Source organism: Anaerobacillus sp. QJM3NY_17 (assembly GCF_056173665.1).
In genome coordinates, this window is sequence record NZ_CM149685.1 from 2,133,052 (window position 1) to 2,151,643 (window position 18,592).

The 18,592-nt window shown below is 39.3% G+C and carries 16 protein-coding genes; 15 read left to right on the forward strand and 1 reads right to left on the reverse strand.

Features of this window, described 5'->3' with window-relative positions; genetic code table 11:
* The first annotated feature begins 208 nt into the window (after positions 1 to 208).
* The 7 genes from AC0VYV_RS11350 to AC0VYV_RS11380 all read left to right on the forward strand — a co-directional run bounded on the left by AC0VYV_RS11350 (position 209) and on the right by AC0VYV_RS11380 (position 10,857).
* Positions 209 to 1,798 (forward strand): PucR family transcriptional regulator, encoded by a 1,590-nt coding sequence (locus AC0VYV_RS11350; protein ID WP_430246446.1) that lies wholly within the window; start codon positions 209 to 211, stop codon positions 1,796 to 1,798.
* A 111-nt stretch (positions 1,799 to 1,909) separates the two neighbouring features.
* The gene (locus tag AC0VYV_RS11355) at positions 1,910 to 3,376 is read left to right on the forward strand and encodes a CoA-acylating methylmalonate-semialdehyde dehydrogenase (protein ID WP_283152100.1); all 1,467 of its coding nucleotides are present in this window, start codon (positions 1,910 to 1,912) and stop codon (positions 3,374 to 3,376) included.
* Between the two features lie 15 nt (positions 3,377 to 3,391).
* On the forward strand, positions 3,392 to 4,729 hold the full coding sequence (locus AC0VYV_RS11360; protein WP_475367414.1) for an aminotransferase: 1,338 nt from the start codon (positions 3,392 to 3,394) through the stop codon (positions 4,727 to 4,729).
* A gap of 130 nt (positions 4,730 to 4,859) precedes the next feature.
* Positions 4,860 to 5,843 (forward strand): quinone oxidoreductase family protein, encoded by a 984-nt coding sequence (locus AC0VYV_RS11365; RefSeq protein ID WP_194221662.1) that lies wholly within the window; start codon positions 4,860 to 4,862, stop codon positions 5,841 to 5,843.
* 497 nt (positions 5,844 to 6,340) lie between these two features.
* Positions 6,341 to 9,199 carry a 2-oxoglutarate dehydrogenase E1 component gene (locus tag AC0VYV_RS11370; RefSeq protein ID WP_475367415.1) on the forward strand — a complete coding sequence of 953 codons (2,859 nt, stop codon included), beginning with the start codon at positions 6,341 to 6,343 and terminating at the stop codon, positions 9,197 to 9,199.
* Positions 9,192 to 10,493, forward strand: coding sequence for a 2-oxoglutarate dehydrogenase complex dihydrolipoyllysine-residue succinyltransferase (odhB, locus tag AC0VYV_RS11375; protein WP_475369007.1), 1,302 nt, complete (start codon positions 9,192 to 9,194; stop codon positions 10,491 to 10,493). Before AC0VYV_RS11370 ends, odhB begins: the two co-directional genes overlap by 8 nt.
* A gap of 160 nt (positions 10,494 to 10,653) precedes the next feature.
* The gene (locus AC0VYV_RS11380; protein WP_194221665.1) at positions 10,654 to 10,857 is read left to right on the forward strand and encodes a DUF6501 family protein; all 204 of its coding nucleotides are present in this window, start codon (positions 10,654 to 10,656) and stop codon (positions 10,855 to 10,857) included.
* Positions 10,858 to 10,965: 108 nt separating this feature from the next.
* Here the strand turns inward: AC0VYV_RS11380 and AC0VYV_RS11385 are convergent, their stop codons facing one another.
* Complete coding sequence (locus AC0VYV_RS11385) at positions 10,966 to 12,204, reverse strand: YeeE/YedE family protein (RefSeq protein WP_475369056.1); 1,239 nt, start codon at positions 12,202 to 12,204, stop codon at positions 10,966 to 10,968.
* Between the two features lie 335 nt (positions 12,205 to 12,539).
* Here AC0VYV_RS11385 and AC0VYV_RS11390 point away from each other — a divergent pair, with 335 nt between their 5' ends.
* The 8 genes from AC0VYV_RS11390 to AC0VYV_RS11425 all read left to right on the forward strand — a co-directional run bounded on the left by AC0VYV_RS11390 (position 12,540) and on the right by AC0VYV_RS11425 (position 18,555).
* Positions 12,540 to 13,607 carry a nitric oxide synthase oxygenase gene (locus AC0VYV_RS11390; protein WP_475367417.1) on the forward strand — a complete coding sequence of 356 codons (1,068 nt, stop codon included), beginning with the start codon at positions 12,540 to 12,542 and terminating at the stop codon, positions 13,605 to 13,607.
* Between the two features lie 158 nt (positions 13,608 to 13,765).
* Positions 13,766 to 14,188, forward strand: coding sequence for a DUF4395 domain-containing protein (locus tag AC0VYV_RS11395; RefSeq protein WP_430246458.1), 423 nt, complete (start codon positions 13,766 to 13,768; stop codon positions 14,186 to 14,188).
* Positions 14,189 to 14,335: 147 nt separating this feature from the next.
* Positions 14,336 to 15,640 carry a lysine N(6)-hydroxylase/L-ornithine N(5)-oxygenase family protein gene (locus AC0VYV_RS11400; RefSeq protein WP_475373768.1) on the forward strand — a complete coding sequence of 435 codons (1,305 nt, stop codon included), beginning with the start codon at positions 14,336 to 14,338 and terminating at the stop codon, positions 15,638 to 15,640.
* Between the two features lie 80 nt (positions 15,641 to 15,720).
* The gene (locus AC0VYV_RS11405; protein WP_430246461.1) at positions 15,721 to 15,912 is read left to right on the forward strand and encodes a hypothetical protein; all 192 of its coding nucleotides are present in this window, start codon (positions 15,721 to 15,723) and stop codon (positions 15,910 to 15,912) included.
* 91 nt (positions 15,913 to 16,003) lie between these two features.
* Positions 16,004 to 16,138 (forward strand): hypothetical protein, encoded by a 135-nt coding sequence (locus AC0VYV_RS11410; protein WP_255622435.1) that lies wholly within the window; start codon positions 16,004 to 16,006, stop codon positions 16,136 to 16,138.
* A 136-nt stretch (positions 16,139 to 16,274) separates the two neighbouring features.
* Complete coding sequence (locus AC0VYV_RS11415; RefSeq protein WP_475374863.1) at positions 16,275 to 17,102, forward strand: aldo/keto reductase; 828 nt, start codon at positions 16,275 to 16,277, stop codon at positions 17,100 to 17,102.
* A gap of 82 nt (positions 17,103 to 17,184) precedes the next feature.
* On the forward strand, positions 17,185 to 17,745 hold the full coding sequence (locus AC0VYV_RS11420) for a hypothetical protein (RefSeq protein WP_475367422.1): 561 nt from the start codon (positions 17,185 to 17,187) through the stop codon (positions 17,743 to 17,745).
* A gap of 63 nt (positions 17,746 to 17,808) precedes the next feature.
* Entirely contained in the window at positions 17,809 to 18,555 is a 747-nt protein-coding gene (locus AC0VYV_RS11425; RefSeq protein WP_475367423.1) for a pirin family protein, read from the forward strand.
* Positions 18,556 to 18,592 lie beyond the last annotated feature (37 nt).

The following is an 18,592-nucleotide window of genomic DNA, read 5'->3' on the forward strand; positions in this document are numbered from 1 at the left end:
AAATTTAAGTAATTATGACTAATAATGTCATTATTTAGAGAATGCCTAGAAATGATTTTCACGATGTAGTAAAGTTATCCTCACGAGATGTAAGCGCTATCATAAATGATGGTTGAAAGATTATGTGCCGTAAAACCCCTGAATAGCAAAACTTCATGATTAGATTAACCATATAATCTTCAGAAGAGGAAGTGGTAGGATGCTGCGAATGACTAGTTTAACGGTCCATGAAGTGTTAGAGAGAGAACATTTTCATCATGCTACTGTCTTAGCTGGAAAAAACGGATTAGATCGAAGAATTAAGTGGGTTCACGTTATGGAAGTAACCAGTGTAAAGCAGCTATTACACGGTGAAGAATTGATTTTATCCACAGGATTTGTTTGGAAAGATAACATAAGTGTTTTTCGCTCTATTGTGCAGCAATTGATACAAAGTAAAGCTGCTGGTCTTTGCATTGAAATAGGTACATACATGGATCATATCCCTTCAGAAATAATCGAACTTGCCGATCAGTATCATTTCCCCATTATTGCATTTACAAGAGAAGTTCGATTCGTTGATATCACACAGGACCTTCACTCCCTCTTAATTGCCCATCACTATCAAATGATTTCAGATCTGGAGCAGTTTTCACAGGAACTCAATAACCTTCTTCTTGTACCAGGATGTTTAACAAAGATTTTAACGCTACTTTCCATAAAAACAGGTATGCAGGTGATTTATAACCCTAAAGAAGCTGAGCCTATTTTTGCACCTGAAGCAACGGAAGAAAAAAAGGATACGTTTTTGCATTTTCTTACGATCCAACCAGAGGGTAAAGGCCTCGTGCTCCAACATGTTCGTGCAATGGATTATCACTTTGCGAATCTCATACTTGTCCCTGCGCAACATGCTTCGATTTCTGATTACGATATGCTACTACTTGATCGAAGTGCTACGGCAATCGCTCAATATCTTTTACGAGAATTATATATTGAAGAGAAGAAGCGAGCTCTTGAAACTGAATGGTTATACGATTGGATTGAAGGAAAGCATTCTGAAGAAAGAGTTTTATCCTATCTTGTAGATGTGGATGAAACACTTATTCCACGAGGTCTTCATGTATGCACGTGTAAATTCAAAAAACATCATGATACCTACACTTCTTCTCAGATGACATACTTTATGCTTCTCATGCGGTCTGTTTTTGAACAGGAAGGTTTCTTTGTATTATCGTTAACATCAAGGAATAAACTGATAATCATCATTCTAAATCGTCGATCTGAAGCAGATGTTGATCACCGTTTACGAGAGGCCTTTGAACGTTTTCTTCAAAGCGACATCTTACAAAAAGAGTCTGTACCAGAAGTGGAGAAAATAGGAGTAGGTAAACATGTCCACCTCTTAAAAGACATGCATAAAAGCTATGATTCATCTCTTGAGACACTTGTCATGAATGAGAAACTATTCTCACAATCATCTATAGTGACCTACTACAATGACTTCCATATTTACCGTATGATCTTCCAACTAGCTAAGGGGAGAGAACTTAATGAATTTATGTTTGATTATTTAGACCCCGTTATGCAATATGATTCGAAGAATAACAGCAACTTACTAAATACGTTGAAAGTCTACATGTGTTGCAATGGATCAAAAAAGGAAACGGCTGAACAGCTTTACGTTGTACGACAGACCCTTTATCATCGGTTAGAAAAATTAGAAGAGTTACTTGGGAGTGATTTTATGTGCTCTCCTAAGCGGCAAGCTATTGAATTCTCGTTACATGCATACGATTATTTGAAACAAAATGGATAAAATGTGCAACGTGTACAATAGGCTCCTCATCCATGTTACGTTTTGTCTAATGTATGAGTGCCATTACATCCCCTACAATAAAGATATGAACGAATCAAAGGAGGGCATGTAATGACAGTTGTAAAGAAGGAAACGGCCGTATTAAAAAACTTTGTTAATGGGGAATGGGTAAACGCCAAAAGTAAAGATACGCTTGACGTCCCAAATCCTGCAACAGAAGAGAACCTCGCATATGTGCCACTATCGTCAAAAGAAGACGTTGATCTTGCTGTTCATGCTGCGACCACTGCATTTGAAACATGGAGCAAAGTTCCTGTTCCAAAAAGGGCACGAGTATTGTTTAAGTATCATTCCCTTCTAGTGAAAAACCACGAGGAACTAGCTGAGCTCGTTGTTAAAGAAAATGGAAAGAGTTATAAAGAAGCATATGGAGAAGTGCTTCGTGGTATTGAATGTGTGGAGTTTGCGACTGGAGCACCTTCTTTAATGATGGGAGACAATCTGTCTACGATCGCTGAAAGTATAGATTCAGAGATGTTCCGCTATCCTGTGGGTGTTGTTGGGGGAATTACTCCATTTAACTTTCCAATGATGGTACCTCATTGGATGTTTCCTCTTGCCATTGCCTGTGGGAATACGTTTGTTTTGAAGCCTTCTGAACGTACGCCCATTCTTGCTAACCGTATGGCGGAACTGTTAACAGAAGCTGGTTTACCAAAAGGTGTATTTAATATTGTGCACGGTGCTCATGACGTTGTAAATGGATTGATAGAACATGAAGAAGTAAAAGCAGTGTCATTCGTAGGCTCTCAGCCCGTTGCTAAATATGTCTATGAACAAGCGGCATCACGAGGTAAAAGAGTGCAGGCGCTATCTGGTGCCAAAAATCATCATATTGTGATGCCTGATGCAGATATCGAAAAGGCTGTTCAACAAGTCATTAGTTCGACATTTGGTAGTGCAGGTCAGCGTTGTATGGCTTGTAGTGCCGTGGTTATTGTTGGAGACGGTGAAGCGTTTATTTCTGCTTTAAAAGACAAAGCAAATGAATTGAAGATGGGGAATGGATTAGATGAAGAGGTGTTGCTAACGCCAGTCATTCGAGCATCACATCGTGAAAAAGTTCTTGGATACATCGATAAAGGTTTAGAAGAAGGAGCAGCGTTAATTCGTGATGGACGCAGTGACATGAAAGAGCATGAGCAGGGGAATTTTATTGGACCTACTATCTTTGATGAAGTGACACCAGAGATGACGATTGCAAAAGAAGAGATTTTTGCACCTGTTCTTAGTTTATTACATGCTGATGGGATTGATGGAGCGCTTGGTATTCTCCGCAAATCTCGGTATGGTAACGGCGCAACAATTTATACGAAGGATGCAGGGGCGATTAGGAAATTCCGTGAAGAAGCCGATGCTGGCATGCTTGGCGTAAATGTTGGTGTTCCAGCACCTATGGCTTTTTTCCCTTTTTCAGGATGGAAGGATTCTTTCTATGGAGATCTTCATGCAAATGGAAAAGATGGTGTGAATTTCTATACAAAAAGAAAAATGATTACAACTCGCTTTGACTACTAGAGGGGAGTGAAGAGTATGCATACTGCTCACGAGAATCTTGCAGGAAAAGATGAGAAATACGTCTGGCATGCGATGCGTCCATATGATCCAAAGTCTACTATGGTGATTGAGAAAGCAAATGGCGCCTGGTTAACTGATTACGAAGGAAATCAATTTCTCGATGCTATGGCTGGACTCTGGTGTGTCAATGTTGGGTACGGTCGAGAGGAACTGGCTCAAGCAGCTTTCGATCAGCTTAAAGAGTTATCTTATTATCCGTTAACGCATACACACGCCCCGGCTATTAAGTTAGCAGAAAAGCTAAATGAGATGCTTGGTGGAGGGTACGTTATCTTTTTCTCTAATAGCGGGTCTGAAGCAAACGAAACAGCTTTCAAAATTGCGAGGCAATATCATGAGCAAAAGGGAGAAGGAAGTAGACATAAAATTGTTTCCCGCTATAGAGCGTATCATGGTAATACAATGGGTTCATTAGCTGCAACAGGTCAGGCGCAACGGAAATACAAATATGAACCACTTGGTCAGGGTTTTTTACATGTACAGCCACCAGATACGTATAGAGAGAATCAAGATCATCAAGGACAACTACCTTCGGTCAAAGCCGTTGATGACATTATGACATGGGAGCTTAGCCAAACAGTCGCCGCTATGATTATGGAACCGATCATCACAGGTGGAGGTATTATTATGCCTCAACAAGAGTACATGAAATCCGTGAAAGAAATATGTGAAAAGCACGGCGCTCTGTTAATTTGTGATGAAGTGATTTGTGGCTTCGGAAGAACAGGAAAAGCATTCGGCTTTATGAATTATGACGTAAAGCCAGATATAGTGACAATGGCAAAAGGTTTAACAAGTGGTTATCTCCCATTATCTGCAACAGCTGTTAAAGAAGAGGTCTACGAAGCATTTAAGGGGAAAGATTCTTATGATCATTTCAGACATATCAATACATTCGGCGGCAACCCAGCTTCATGTGCACTTGCCCTAAAGAATTTAGAAATAATGGAGCAGGAGCAGCTTTTTGATCGGTCACATACATTAGGTGATAAGCTAAAGAAGCAGTTAACAGAGCGGTTAGCCACTCACCCGAATGTTGGTGATGTTCGAGGGAAAGGATTATTGGTTGGCATCGAGCTCGTCGAAGACAAGAGCACTAAGAAGCCGTTAGAGGTCAGTGAGCTAAATAAAGTAATCGCCTATTGCAAATCGCAAGGTGTAATTATAGGGAAGAATGGTGACACGGTAGCAGGTTATAACAATGTTTTAACGATGGCTCCTCCTCTAACAATCAAAGAAAAGGATGTCGATTTACTTGTTCAAACCGTAATTGAAGGTCTCCTACATTTATAACAGTGCGCCGAGGGCGCACTTTTTATTGCGGGGGAAGTGGGATCAATTAAAAAAGATTGAATATTTGAATATCTTGTATTATAGTGAAAGTGTTACATACTGACTGGTTAGTTTAAAGGGAGGAATTATAATGAAAGCGATCCAACTGAAGGAATTTGGTGGACCCGAAGTTTTACAACTCATTGACATGGATGTTCCGGAACCAAAAGGTCATGAAGTATTAATTGAAATTCAAGCTATTGGAGTAAATTACGCTGATACAGCGAGAAGAGAAGGGCAATATGTTGTTGAAACTCCGCTTCCTTACGTTCCAGGCTCCGAAGTAGCAGGTATAGTGAAAGCTGTTGGAGAGAAGGTGACTTCCGTAAAACCAGGATCATCTGTTGTGACGTTACTAGGCACGAAAAATGCGACGGGTTATGCAGAATTTACGCTAGCTGATGAAAGAGGGTTGATTGCCATTCCTGAAGGTGTTGAACCTCAATATGCTGTTGCGTTACCGCTACAGGGCTTGAGTGCTTACCATACACTCAAAACAATGGGACGATTTGAAAATGGGGAAACTGTCTTAATTCATGCGGCTGCAGGTGGCGTTGGAACGATAGCCGTTCAACTCGCAAGACTATGGGGAGCTAAAACGGTTATTGGAACAGCGAGTAGTGAAGAAAAAAGAAACCTTGCTGCTGATATGGGTGCAGATCTCACTGTGGATTATACGAAAGAAGGATGGGAGCAAGAAGTTTTAGATGCAACAGATGGTAATGGAGTGGACGTTATTCTGGAAATGGCAGGCGGAGACGTTTTTAGAAAATCGTTGAAGTGTCTTGCTCCATTTGGACGACTCGTTATTTATGGCGTGGCGAGCGGAGAACAAAGCCGCTTCTATCCATCCTCTCTAATGGAGAAAAATCAATCAGTGGTTGGTTTTTTCCTGCCACAAATGATGCGCAAACCAGTCCTTTACCAAAAGAGTCTCGAAGAATTGCTACATTATATGCAAAGTGGAGAATTGAAATTAACAATTGGTGGTGTATTTAATTTAGAAGAAGCAGCTGACGTTCATCGTATGCTTCAAGGGCGTCAAACGAAAGGAAAACTAATCTTAACACCTTAATTCAACATAAACAAAGCCGACCTATAAAGGTCGGCTTTGTTTAGTTATAGCTGATATTCGTTTAGGTAAGTAGTACTTCGCTTTTCCACATACAACTAATTTTTAACGAATCCTATAGGATGAATGAAATAAAATGGACCGCATTTCGCTCGTATGACACTAAAGAAATAAACCGCTGTAAATATTCATTGGTAGAAAATCGATATTAGCTATTCACTATGGTAACACTTTGTGGTAATTTAGTATTGCACTGTGTTAATATTCGAAAAATTTTTTAGCTTTTATCATTGTTCGTTGAAATTTTTTTCGAGAATTTGCTTGAAAGTTTTGTGAGCAGTCTAAAATTATGCTAAAATATCAATGTAAGCGTTTTTTTAAATTGAATGTTTCAAATCGCGAAATGAGTGTAAAGAACAAGTAAGAAACCATGCTTAAAGTGGTGTGCAATTAGACCATTGCACTAATCGAGTTTAAACCCAGCAGGGAGGTAGCATGCTTTGAATACCAAACAGTCCAGAGTGGAACACCCATGGCAAGAATTTTATGGACCAAACCTTGGCTATGCCATTGAATTATATGAAAAATATCAAGAGGATCCTGAATCTGTTGATCCAGACATGCGTCAAAAATTTGACCAGTGGGGACCCCCACCTTCTTCACAAGAAGTAGTTGAAACTTCAGGTCAGCCAGCTAATCTCAAAAAGGTTATTTCTGCTGTTAAATTAGCCGACAATATTCGTACATACGGTCATTTAGCTGCGGCGATCAACCCGCTTTCTAATGAAAAATCTGATCAGGATTTCATGACACCACAGAAATACGGTCTCTCTGATGAAGACCTGAAAGCGATTCCTGCACAAGTGATTTGGGAAAATGCTCCTGATGAAGTAAACAATGGATTGCAAGCGATTCAAAAATTGCAAGATCTTTATACAAAATCTATGTCTTATGAGTTCACTCATGTTCATTCAGACGATGAGCGTAAATGGCTAGATGAAATGGTAGAAAACGACTCTGTAAGTCGTACACTTACGAATGATGATCGTAAGGAGCTTCTACGCAGATTAACGGAAGTAGAAGGATTCGAGAAATTCCTTCATAAAACATTTGTTGGTCAAAAGCGCTTTTCAATCGAAGGCGTTGATGCCATGGTGCCGATGCTTGACGATGTTATTAAGTGCGGGACAAGTGATGGTGCAAAGAACGTTATGATTGGTATGGCGCACCGAGGTCGTTTGAACGTTCTAACACACGTATTAAACAAGCCTTACGAGAAAATATTCTCTGAATTTCACCATGCACCAAATAAGGAACTCGTTCCTTCAGAAGGTTCAATGGGAATTAACTACGGTTGGACTGGTGACGTTAAATATCACATGGGGGCAGACCGGAAATTTGAAGAGTCTGATACTGCTAAAGCAACGGTAACACTAGCAAACAACCCGAGTCATCTTGAATTCGTCGATCCTGTTGTAGAAGGTTATGCTCGAGCTGCTCAAGAAACACGTGAAGAAAAAGGTGAGCCAAAGCAGGACTTCCGTAAATCGTTTGCTATCTTAATTCATGGCGATGCGGCCTTCCCAGGTGAGGGAGTGGTTGCTGAGACGCTTAACTTAAGTCAGCTGAAAGGCTATCATACTGGTGGAACGATTCATATCATAGCTAACAATCAGCTTGGATTTACGACTGAAAGCACGGACTCTCGCTCTACAAAGTACGCAAGTGATCTTGCTAAAGGCTACGAAATTCCAATTGTTCACGTTAATGCGGATGATCCAGAGGCGTGTCTCGCTGCTATGCACCTAGCATACGAATACCGCATGAAGTTTAATAAAGACTTTCTAATTGATCTCATCGGCTATCGTCGATTTGGCCATAATGAAATGGATGATCCGGCTGTAACGCAGCCGCATTTATATGAAAAGATTAAAAACCACCCTACTGTTCGAGCGAGCTATGCGAAGTATCTTACTGAGCAGAAAGTCATCGAGAGTGGTGATGGCGAGAAATATGATGAGGAAATTCTTGCACAGCTACAAGAGCAATACGATAAGGTGGCTAAGGGTGGCGAAGCTGATACAGATGTAAAAGAACTGCAGCCGCCTAAAGAAATCGTTAAAGGAATACCAACTATTGATACATCTGTTCAACTTGAAACATTGAAAGATATTAATGAGAAGCTTCTAATTCGTCCTGATGGCTTTAATGTATATCCAAAGCTTGAGCGGATTTTAAAAAGAAGACTTGATATGTTGGAAGAGGGCGGAAAAGTGGATTGGGCCCTTGGTGAAACGCTAGCATTTGCTTCTATTCTAGGTGATGGAACTCCAATTCGTATTACAGGTCAGGACTCACAGCGTGGTACATTCGCGCAACGTCATCTCGTTCTTCATGATAAAGAAACTGGAGAGACGTTCTGTCCGCTACACGAAATACCGCAGGCAGAGTCTTCCTTTGCGATTCATAATAGTCCGCTATCTGAAGCGTCAGTTGTTGGATTCGAATATGGATATAATGTTTTTGCTCCAGAAACACTCGTTATTTGGGAAGCACAATATGGTGACTTTGCTAATGCTGCTCAAGTTATATTTGACCAATTTGTTTCTGCTGGAAGAGCTAAGTGGGGACAAAAATCAGGAATGGTTCTTCTACTTCCTCATGGTTATGAAGGTCAAGGTCCTGAGCATTCAAGTGGTAGAGTTGAACGCTTCCTTACTTTAGCTGCAGAAAACAACTGGACAGTTGCGAACCTTACTAGTGCGGCACAATACTTCCACATATTGCGAAGACAAGCTGCGATACTAGAGAAACAAGAAGTTCGTCCGCTCGTTATTATGACTCCTAAGAGCCTACTTCGTAATCAACGTACATCATCACCTGGTTTCGAATTTAGTCAAGGTCAGTTCCTAAGCGTTGTTGAACAAGCGGGTCTTGGTGAGAAGAAAACGAAAGTCGAACGTATTGTTTTATGTACTGGGAAAGTAGCTGTTGATCTTGCAGCTGAAATTGAGTCATCTGATGAAAAGTATGACTGGCTACATGTTTTAAGAGTGGAGCAATTATATCCATTCCCTGAGGATGAAGTGAAGAAGATTTTTGAACGGTATTCAAATGTGAAAGAAATCATTTGGTTACAAGAAGAACCAAAGAATATGGGAGCATGGAATTATATCGCATCTCGAATTCACGATTCAGCACCTGATGGAGTTTCCGTTACCTATGTAGGACGTCCTGATCGTTCAAGTCCTGCAGGTGGAGAGCCTAACGTGCATAAGAAAGACCAGGAAAGAATTATTCAAGAAGTATTAGAACCATCCAAAACTGTTTCCCATCAAGGAGGTAATCGTCGTGATTGAAGTTAAAGTACCAGAACTAGCAGAATCCATTACAGAAGGTACCATTTCTCAATGGTTAATAAAAGTAGGCGACAAAGTTGAAAAAGGTGACAACCTTGTTGAGCTTGAAACAGATAAAGTAAACATTGAAGTGAGCGCAGAAAATGATGGCGTGATTGAAGAACTTCTTAAAGAGCCAGGAGATAATGTTGAAGTAGGCGAAATTATTGCTTATCTTGGCAGCGGAAGTGGAGAAAATAGTTCTTCTGAAACAAAAGAAGAGAAATCCACTGAAAATGCGGAAGCAAAACAGGAAGAAAAAGAAACACCTGAGGATGCGAAGTCAGAGCAAGAATCTAAAGCACATACAACTGAATCAAGTGAAGAAAAATCCGAGAATGGTCGCACTGTTGCTTCACCTTCTGCGCGTAAGCTTGCCCGTGAACTAGGTGTTGATTTAAACAATGTTGAAACACGCGATCCATTAGGTCGTGTTCGTCCAGACGATGTGAAGGCACATGCAGATAAAGCGAACCAGAAAGAAGCACCTAAGCAAGAAAAGAAACAGGAGACTCCGAAACAAGAAAAGAAATCTCCTGATGCAAATGAAGGCAAGCCAGTAGAGCGTGTGAAGATGTCACGTCGTCGTCAAACGATTGCTAAGCGTCTTGTGGAAGTACAGCACACGGCTGCTATGTTAACAACGTTTAATGAAGTTGACATGACAGCAATTATGGAACTTCGTAAGCGTCGCAAAGACAAGTTTCTAGAAGATAATGATGTAAAGCTCGGATTTATGTCATTTTTCACGAAAGCGGTTGTTGGCGCACTGAAGAAATATCCACGTCTAAATGCAGAAATTCAAGATACTGATATTGTCTTGAAGAAGTTTTATGATATCGGTATTGCAGTTGGAGCAGAAGAAGGACTTGTCGTTCCTGTCGTTCGTGATGCAGATAAGCTATCTTTTGCTGGAATCGAACAGGAAATTGGTAACCTTGCAAAAAAAGCTCGTGATAATAAATTAAAGCTTGATGAACTTCAGGGTGGTTCATTCACTATTACTAATGGTGGGATTTTCGGATCAATGCTTTCGACACCGATTTTGAACGCTCCTCAAGTTGGTATTCTAGGAATGCACAAAATTCAATGGCGTCCTATGGCAATTGATCAGGAAAGAATGGAAAACCGTCCGATGATGTACATCGCCCTCTCATACGATCACCGTATTGTTGATGGAGGAGAAGCGGTTAGCTTCCTTGCTAAAATTAAAGACCTTCTTGAAGATCCAGAACAGCTACTTCTAGAAGGGTAATTTAACGAAGAACCTGAATCTCACCGATTCAGGTTCTTTTTACATCAAGACAGTTGGTGATTCCACGATTAACTTGTTTGAAAAGGAATAGATGATCTTCCTTTAACTTATTGGTTCTGTCATGTAAAATAAAAAGAAAGTTGAAAGGAAGTGAAACAAGATGATTCATCATTCATGGAAAGAAGCACCTACTATTAAAAATGTGAAGTGTGTACATACAGATGCAAAGAAGTATATGGTCAATCGCGTATTAACAGAAGGTAAAACATATGAAGTTAAGAATGAAACAGAAGAGTTTTTATTTGTAGTTGATAATAGTGGAAAAGTTGGCGGATTTTATAAAGAGTATTTTGAGGAAATCTAGTATTCCATATCGTTTAGACCAGATCATTAATGATCTGGTCTTTTTATTATACGCAATGATTTTTCACCATTATGAAGGGCACTGGATATTATCCAGTGCTCAGTTACGTTAGCAAAATTGATCATCTTTTTTAGGATTTTTCAAACCGAATAGTGGTCTTAAATAAAGCGCAACATATGAACCTGCGAGAGCTACAATCATCCATACCCAGCCGTGAAGGCTAAAGGATGCAATCCCGCCAAAGTATGCCCCTATGTTACAGCCGTAGGCGAGACGAGCACCGTAGCCCATTAATAAACCGCCTATAATAGAAGCAGCAGCTAACTTCAATGGAACTCTTCTCATAACGAATGCGCCCCCAGCACCTGCTGCAACAAAAGCACCTAAAATGACACCGAAGTTCATAACGCTAGTTGAATCTGTAAGGATTGATTGTTCAAGAGCAGCAGCTTTTCCTCCAGACCAATAACCCCATTGCGTAACATCTATGCCAAGAAACAGCGCAATCTTAGATCCCCATAGAGCAAAAGCTGACGTAATACCCCAAGGATTTCCACGCGAGATAAGTGTTAATGCATTTAGGATACCGAGCGCAATGGCAGCTGTCCAAATCGGCCATGAGCCGCGGAAGATCCGTTTCCATCCAGTTGATGTCGGCAAAGGTTTCATCTTAGGGGGCTTTCGTTTCTTTGCAATGCTTCTTACAACAATGAATATGATAGCAAATAAGAATAGTTGGGCAATCCAAGCACCAAAATATCCTAAGCCTGTGTCTTCTGCTAACGAGATTGCCTCAAAGGATGGCATCTGATTTACCCAGAAATCAAAGTGCCAGGCACCAATGACAGATCCAACAATGAAACCAAATAACGTTAGCAGCATTTCAGACTTTCCCCATCCAACTGTATAGAGTGTCCCAGAAGCACATCCTCCACCGAGTTGCATGCCTATACCAAATAGAAAAGATCCTACTACAACACTAGTTCCCACTGGAAAAACATATCCTGTTGGATTTGTATCAAATAAACCAAAACCATTTGCGAGTATTGGCGCAAACAACGTACTAGCCACAGCTAACATAAGCATATGTGATTGAATAGCTGTCCCGTTGCCTACACTAAGAAGTTGTCTAAAGGCGGAAGTGAATCCAAATCTTGCATGTAAGAGGCAGTACCCAAGTAATAGGCCTAAACCAAATAGCACAAATTGTTGAATGCCTTGATCCAGCCACAGAATTAGTGCTAGTAAACCAATAACGATAAAGCCACCTGTTAACACAGGTTTTTGTGGCGCTTTTAAAAACGGTAATTGTAAATTTGTTTTTGAACGATGAATCGGCTGTTCCATAGCCATATATAATGCACCTCATTCCGATGTATTTAGTATGAATTGATTCGTACATCCTACATGATATTTCCCTTTCTGTAAACAAGTACGTGTTCTTTCCTAAAAGCTATCATAATGAACGGCTTCACTTGGATGAACAAAACAATGAGGTATTAACAATATAAAGAAACATCGCTTCTTAAAACCGATCGTTTGATATGTACCATTCGTCCTATATAGAAGGGGTGTGATATAATATTTCTGTGCAAAATGACGTCTTTTCATAGGATTAATAGAACGATATTCAGCTTAAGATCAGGTGTTACAACCGTCTCAGGCTATTGGAGGTTGAGACAATGGAAAAAGAACAATTATTAGATAGTGCTTATGACTTTGTCGATCAAGCTTATTATGAATTAAACAAAGATCCAGCCGAATTAATAAAACGAAAAACTGAAATAAAAAGAGAAATTACCGATACAGGATCCTATACTCATACATATGAAGAGTTAGTTCAAGGTGCAAAAATGGCTTGGAGAAATAGCAATAAGTGTATCGGTCGCCTTTTCTGGAATACGATGACTGTTTTAGATGCTCGATCGGCTTGTACTGTAGAAGAAGTATCTGAAGCATTAATAAATCATATTCGAATGGCGTCTAATGGAGGTAAAATTAAACCTTCCATCACCATTTTCGCACCTGGTAAAGTGCAAATTTGGAATCACCAACTCATACGTTACGCAGGCTATGAAACCGAGAATGGCATCATTGGTGATCCTGATTCAATATCATTTACTAAGAAAGTAATGGAACTGGGTTGGAGAGGTGAAGGGACGCAACACGACGTTTTACCGCTTGTTTTTTGTATAGATGCTGGAAGTCCAAACGTCGTCGAGATCCCTGCTAATGAAGTTATCCAGGTACAAATTAAGCATCCGGAATATGATTTTTCTCCTTTAAATGTTAAGTGGTATGGTGTGCCTATCATATCAGATATGCGATTAGAAATCGGAGGGATCCATTACAATGCAGCCCCATTTAATGGCTGGTATATGGGCACAGAAATCGGTGCTAGGAACCTTGCAGATAAGAATCGATATAACCTTCTACCAGAAGTCGCTAAAATCTTAAATCTCGATACTCTTTCGAATGCGACGCTTTGGAAAGATCGCGCTTTAGTTGAGTTAAATCGTGCTGTTTTGTATTCCTATCAAAAGAATGGCATTAGTATCGTTGATCATCATACTGCTGCAAAACAATTTCACAAATTTGAACAAAATGAAGCGAAAGCAGAACGAGAAGTAACGGGTAATTGGACTTGGCTCATTCCACCTGTATCACCTGCTACAACGCATATTTTTCACAAACCATATAAAAATAAAATTGTAACTCCTAACTATTTTTATCAAGACAAACCATACTAAAAGAGTCTTGAACGTAAATATGGGGCATTGATATTTGATGCTAACTTTAAAAACCACTTGTCGGTGGTTTTTTCTTATGAGCATTAGACTATACAAAAGTCTTAAAAAGCAGTATCCTTTAATATAAATATATTCCTATAAGAAAGGTTGGTATTAAATTGCCTTCATCTATACCTAGACCTCTAGTGAGACTAAATCAATCGTTTATTTTTATATTTGCTACGTCATTTGTCTTTTTTAATCACTGGTTATTTCTTATTATTCCTCTCATTGTTGGAATAATGGGGCTACTTATGAACTTTAATCCAGTTATGAAGGCGGGTAAACTTTTCTTAAAGAAGCCTGTTAATCAATATATTCCTGAAGATAAAGATCAACAGCAATTCAATCAAAAAATAGCTGTGACGTTGTTGTCTGTTTCATTAATCGCCTATTACCTTAACGTGAACTGGTTAGCGATCACGTCTGCCACTATGGTGGCACTTGCTTCACTAATTGCTATTCTTGGTTTTTGTATCGGTTGCTTTGTTCGCTTTCAATGGAAGCAGTATCAATATCGTCGTTCTCAACATTCTTCTTAAAAACAGCCTAATTAGGCTGTTTTTTTAGTTTTGAATGGTATGTTCAAATTGCTCATTAATCTCTCGCTTTTTAGAAAAAACAGATAATAGCATTTCTGGTATAATAAAAGGAGATAATAGATGCAAGAAGAGAAAGGATAGGATTGGATGAAACAGAAAGTATACGATTTAATTGGTGTTGGGATTGGACCATTTAATTTAGGGTTAGCTGCTTTGATGGATCCAATTAAAGAAATGGATACACTTTTCTTTGAGCAGAAAGAACAATTTAATTGGCATCCGGGAATGTTGATTGAAGGGACGCGGCTCCAAGTACCTTTTATGGCGGATCTTGTCACAATGGCTGATCCAACTAATCCGTATAGTTATTTAAATTATTTAAAACATCATAATCGTTTGTATCATTTTTATTTTCTACAGCGTCTTGAAATGCCACGTAATGAGTACAATCATTATTGTCAGTGGGCAGCCAATCAATTGGAAAGCTGTCAATTCGGCTCTAAAGTATTAGCTGTAGTTCCAATAGGTAAACCAGTCGAGCGTTATGAAATTACGGTTGAAAAGCTTACCACTGGTGAAACAGAAACATATGTAGCTAAAAATATTATCCTTGGAGTAGGGACTATTCCGTCATTACCTAAGGCGTTGCAGGATTTACCTGAAGAAGACGTTTTTCATTCTTCCACATTTCTAGATCACACAGAGCGGTGTAAACAGGCTAAGAAAATCACGGTTATTGGGTCCGGGCAAAGCTCTGCAGAGATTTTCCGTGAGTTGTTAAAAGAAAGACAAGAGTACGGGTATTCCCTTAATTGGGTAACAAGGTCTCAAGGATTTTTCCCAATGGAAGAAACGAGATTAAGTTTAGAGCACTTTTCTCCTGAATATGTTGATTATTTCTATGATCTACCTCAGGAGCAAAAAGATGATATCTTTAAAGGACAGCAGTTATTGTATAAAGGCATTAGTCCTCATACCATTACCGATATTTATAACCTTCTATATGAACAGTCCGTGGGAGGTAAAGATATGGATGTGATGCTAATGCCATTAACTGAAATCAATGGAGTTAGAGAAAAAGAAGATGGAACAGGGTATGAAGTAGAGTGTCGACAATGGCAAAAAGGAGAAAATTTCCTTTTGGATAGTGAAGTTATTATTGCTGGTACAGGTTATCGCCCGTTGATTCCTAAGTGCCTTCAAGATTTAGAAGAGATTATTGATTGGGATGAGAACGGGCGATACCATGTCTCAAAAGATTATCGCCTTAACTTAACATGTGAAGCTTCTTCTCACATTTATGTTCATAGTGGCATGCAGCATACTCATGGCGTGGGCTCAACGAATCTCGGACTTGCTGTAAATCGAAATAAAATCATTATTAATCAACTAGCTGAGAAAGAAATATATCCAGTTTTGGAAGGTAATATTTTCCAACAATTTGAACTATAAGATGAAAACCAGCCAAATTGGCTGGTTTTTTGTATGAAAATAACCTTTTGATAGAAACTAATGGAAAGGAGGAGTGCCATATGGAGAAAAATGCACGAGGTTATGTTCAAGATAGCTGTAGGGCTCTAAAAGAAGCGAGTAAATATTTAGAGGATGCTCTTTCGACAGTTGAAAAAGGGCAAAATCGTGATCGTATTCAGCAGTCTCTAGATGAGTTGATGACTGTTCAGACTCATTGTAACGAGACTGCAAACGTTCTAGAGCAGCGATAAAAAATTTTATTGAGTAAATTTGTAAATTATAGTTTTAGCTCAATTAAAATCGGAAATGGTGAACTAACGCTTTACACAAGGAGGGAAAACAATGAGTCTTTTATTTGGAAAAGGCATGCAGGCGTTCGAACAGGACGCTAAAGCAGAGAAGGAAAAAGTTCAAACGTCTCCTACTGCTCAATTTAACAAGAAGTCTAGATTGAAGCAAAAACCTACGAAAATATAGCCATCCTTTTGGATGGTTTTTTTTATTTCGCTTATTTCGTTTAAGCACGCATATCCATTTACATAAAAATGTGTAAGATTGAAAAAAATGGGGAACAGTTCGATTGTGATACAAAGTAAATTGGAGGAGATTTTAAATGGCTAAACAATGGACAACAACTACATTACACAACGGTATTAAAATGCCAACACTTGGCTTAGGTGTATGGAAAATGGAAAACAATGAAGAAGTGAAAAACGCGGTTAATGCTGCTATTGACGCTGGGTATAAAGCGATCGACACAGCAGCAGCTTATAAAAATGAGGAAGGCGTTGGTGCTGCGATTAAACAGAACGGCATCCCGCGTGAAGAACTCTTTATTACTTCAAAAGTATGGAATGATGATCAGGGTTATGAATCGACAATAAAAGCCTTTGAAGAAACTATTTCAAAACTTGGTATTGAGACGCTAGATCTTTACTTAATTCATTGGCCGGTAGAAGGAAAGTATAAAGAAACGTGGAGAGCTATGGAGAAGCTTTATAAAGACGGTCGTATTCGCGCTATTGGCGTTAGTAATTTCCATCCGAATCACCTTGAAAATCTAATGAAGGATGCAGAAATTAAGCCAATGGTTAACCAAGTTGAATTTCACCCACTATTAAATCAACAAGTGCTTCGAGACTATTGTAAGCAACATGCCATTCAAATGGAAGCATGGTCACCACTTGCTCAAGGGAAATTGTTGGATCATGAGGTGGTTAAAGATATTGCTGAGCAGCATGGCAAATCAACTGCTCAGGTGATTATTCGTTGGGATCTTGAACATGAGGTCGTAACGATTCCTAAATCTTCGAATCCAGAACGCATTAAACAAAATTTTGATGTTTTCGACTTCGAATTAACAACAGATAATATTAGAGCTCTTGATGAGCTAAATCAAAATGAACGAATGGGACCTGATCCTGATAACTTTGATTTCTAAAATAAAGCCGGCCAAAGTGCCGGCTTTTTGTATGCAACCATTTCTTTTTGGCCTCGTCTACAATTAAAAGGGGGAGTAAAGAGTGGGGAAATGGATTATCGGAGCAACGATTATCTTATTAATTGTAGGTTTTTTTACAGGGGTTTGGTTTACAATGATTCGTAACTATTACCCAGAGGCAGAAACAACAGAGTCTGCTTTAATTCAGAAGATAGAAAAACCCTCGAATGGAAACGGATACAAAATAGGTGAGCCTTATGTTGAAAAAGATATGGATGGGAAGGAAATGTTTAGACTAGAAGTAAATGAAGTTGATCAAATTCCAGGACAAGAAGATTTACCTGAATTAGAAAAAGAAAAAGAATATATTGGATTTGAAATTTACGCAAAAAACTTCGATGATGCTGCAATTGATTTTAAGCCATATTACTCGAAACTAAAAGTAGACAGTTCTTACATAAAACCAGAGGAATTTGTCATTATTGATCAAGATGGCTGGAACAAATATTGGATAAAGGGAGGAGGTTCTTTTCGAATCGTCTTAATTTATGCAATCGACCGAAATGCTAAAGAAATGACATTAATCATTACACCAGAGTTTTCTTACAAAGACATCTTGTTTAAAGTAGACAATACGAGTTGACAATAATTTGGATTCAAGATAAAATTATCTCGAATTCGAGATAAATACAGGGTGGTGATCTATATGTTGATTCAGCGGTATAACGAAGAGCAACAAGGTGTAGGCCAATTTGACGGTGGAAAAATCACAGAACAGAAACCAATTGGTTTTCCAGGTGAAGGCTCTGAAGTGAAACGAGTAGGTCCTTTATTTTATTGGGCATGGGCGAAGTCTGAGCATGAAGGATACATCCCGCTTCATCCTCATCAAGGTTTTGAAATTATTACTTATGTGATCAGTGGGAAGGCGGAGCATGGAGATTCACTAGGTACGAGAAGTATCGTAGGTCCTGGTGGTTTACAAGTGATGCAGACAGGTTCTGGTGTATCCCATGAGGAGGGGTTTGTTGGACCCGATATGCAAGGGTTCCAAATTTGGTTTGAACCTCATTTGAGAGAAGCTCTTCGCCGGAAACCTACCTACCAACAATTTGAGCATGAAGAGTTCCAGATAGACGTTCACGATGGAGTACGTGTTAAGGAAATACTTGGTGACGACTCTCCTGTTGCTCTCGAAACAGACGTTCATATGTGGGATCTCCATATAAGCCATCCATTCATTTATAAACAACACATTGGAAAAGGACGTTCAGTAAGCATCTTAGTTTTAGAAGGAAGAGGACGGATAAACGAGACTTCTTATGAAGGAAAGGAATTTTTTGTTATTGAAGCAAGCGAGTTAGAAGAAATGAACATTCAAGCAGAAGCAAAAACAAGGCTTATCGTGATCGAAGTACCGACTACTGTCACCTATCCTTTGTATCGAAAATAGAAAAATGCGCTTTTCCGATCGATTTACTGGAGATTAA

What these genes read in the sequence shown, in the direction of transcription:
- AC0VYV_RS11360 (WP_475367414.1), top strand. Translation starts at nt 3,392, where the DNA reads ATGCATACTGCTCACGAGAATCTTGCAGGAAAAGATGAGAAATACGTC.
- AC0VYV_RS11425 (WP_475367423.1), top strand. Translation starts at nt 17,809, where the DNA reads ATGTTGATTCAGCGGTATAACGAAGAGCAACAAGGTGTAGGCCAATTT.
- AC0VYV_RS11380 (WP_194221665.1), top strand. Translation starts at nt 10,654, where the DNA reads ATGATTCATCATTCATGGAAAGAAGCACCTACTATTAAAAATGTGAAG.
- AC0VYV_RS11365 (WP_194221662.1), top strand. Translation starts at nt 4,860, where the DNA reads ATGAAAGCGATCCAACTGAAGGAATTTGGTGGACCCGAAGTTTTACAA.
- AC0VYV_RS11405 (WP_430246461.1), top strand. Translation starts at nt 15,721, where the DNA reads ATGGAGAAAAATGCACGAGGTTATGTTCAAGATAGCTGTAGGGCTCTA.
- AC0VYV_RS11400 (WP_475373768.1), top strand. Translation starts at nt 14,336, where the DNA reads ATGAAACAGAAAGTATACGATTTAATTGGTGTTGGGATTGGACCATTT.
- AC0VYV_RS11385 (WP_475369056.1), bottom strand. Translation starts at nt 12,204, where the DNA reads ATGGAACAGCCGATTCATCGTTCAAAAACAAATTTACAATTACCGTTT.
- AC0VYV_RS11415 (WP_475374863.1), top strand. Translation starts at nt 16,275, where the DNA reads ATGGCTAAACAATGGACAACAACTACATTACACAACGGTATTAAAATG.
- AC0VYV_RS11355 (WP_283152100.1), top strand. Translation starts at nt 1,910, where the DNA reads ATGACAGTTGTAAAGAAGGAAACGGCCGTATTAAAAAACTTTGTTAAT.
- AC0VYV_RS11350 (WP_430246446.1), top strand. Translation starts at nt 209, where the DNA reads ATGACTAGTTTAACGGTCCATGAAGTGTTAGAGAGAGAACATTTTCAT.
- AC0VYV_RS11410 (WP_255622435.1), top strand. Translation starts at nt 16,004, where the DNA reads ATGAGTCTTTTATTTGGAAAAGGCATGCAGGCGTTCGAACAGGACGCT.
- AC0VYV_RS11390 (WP_475367417.1), top strand. Translation starts at nt 12,540, where the DNA reads ATGGAAAAAGAACAATTATTAGATAGTGCTTATGACTTTGTCGATCAA.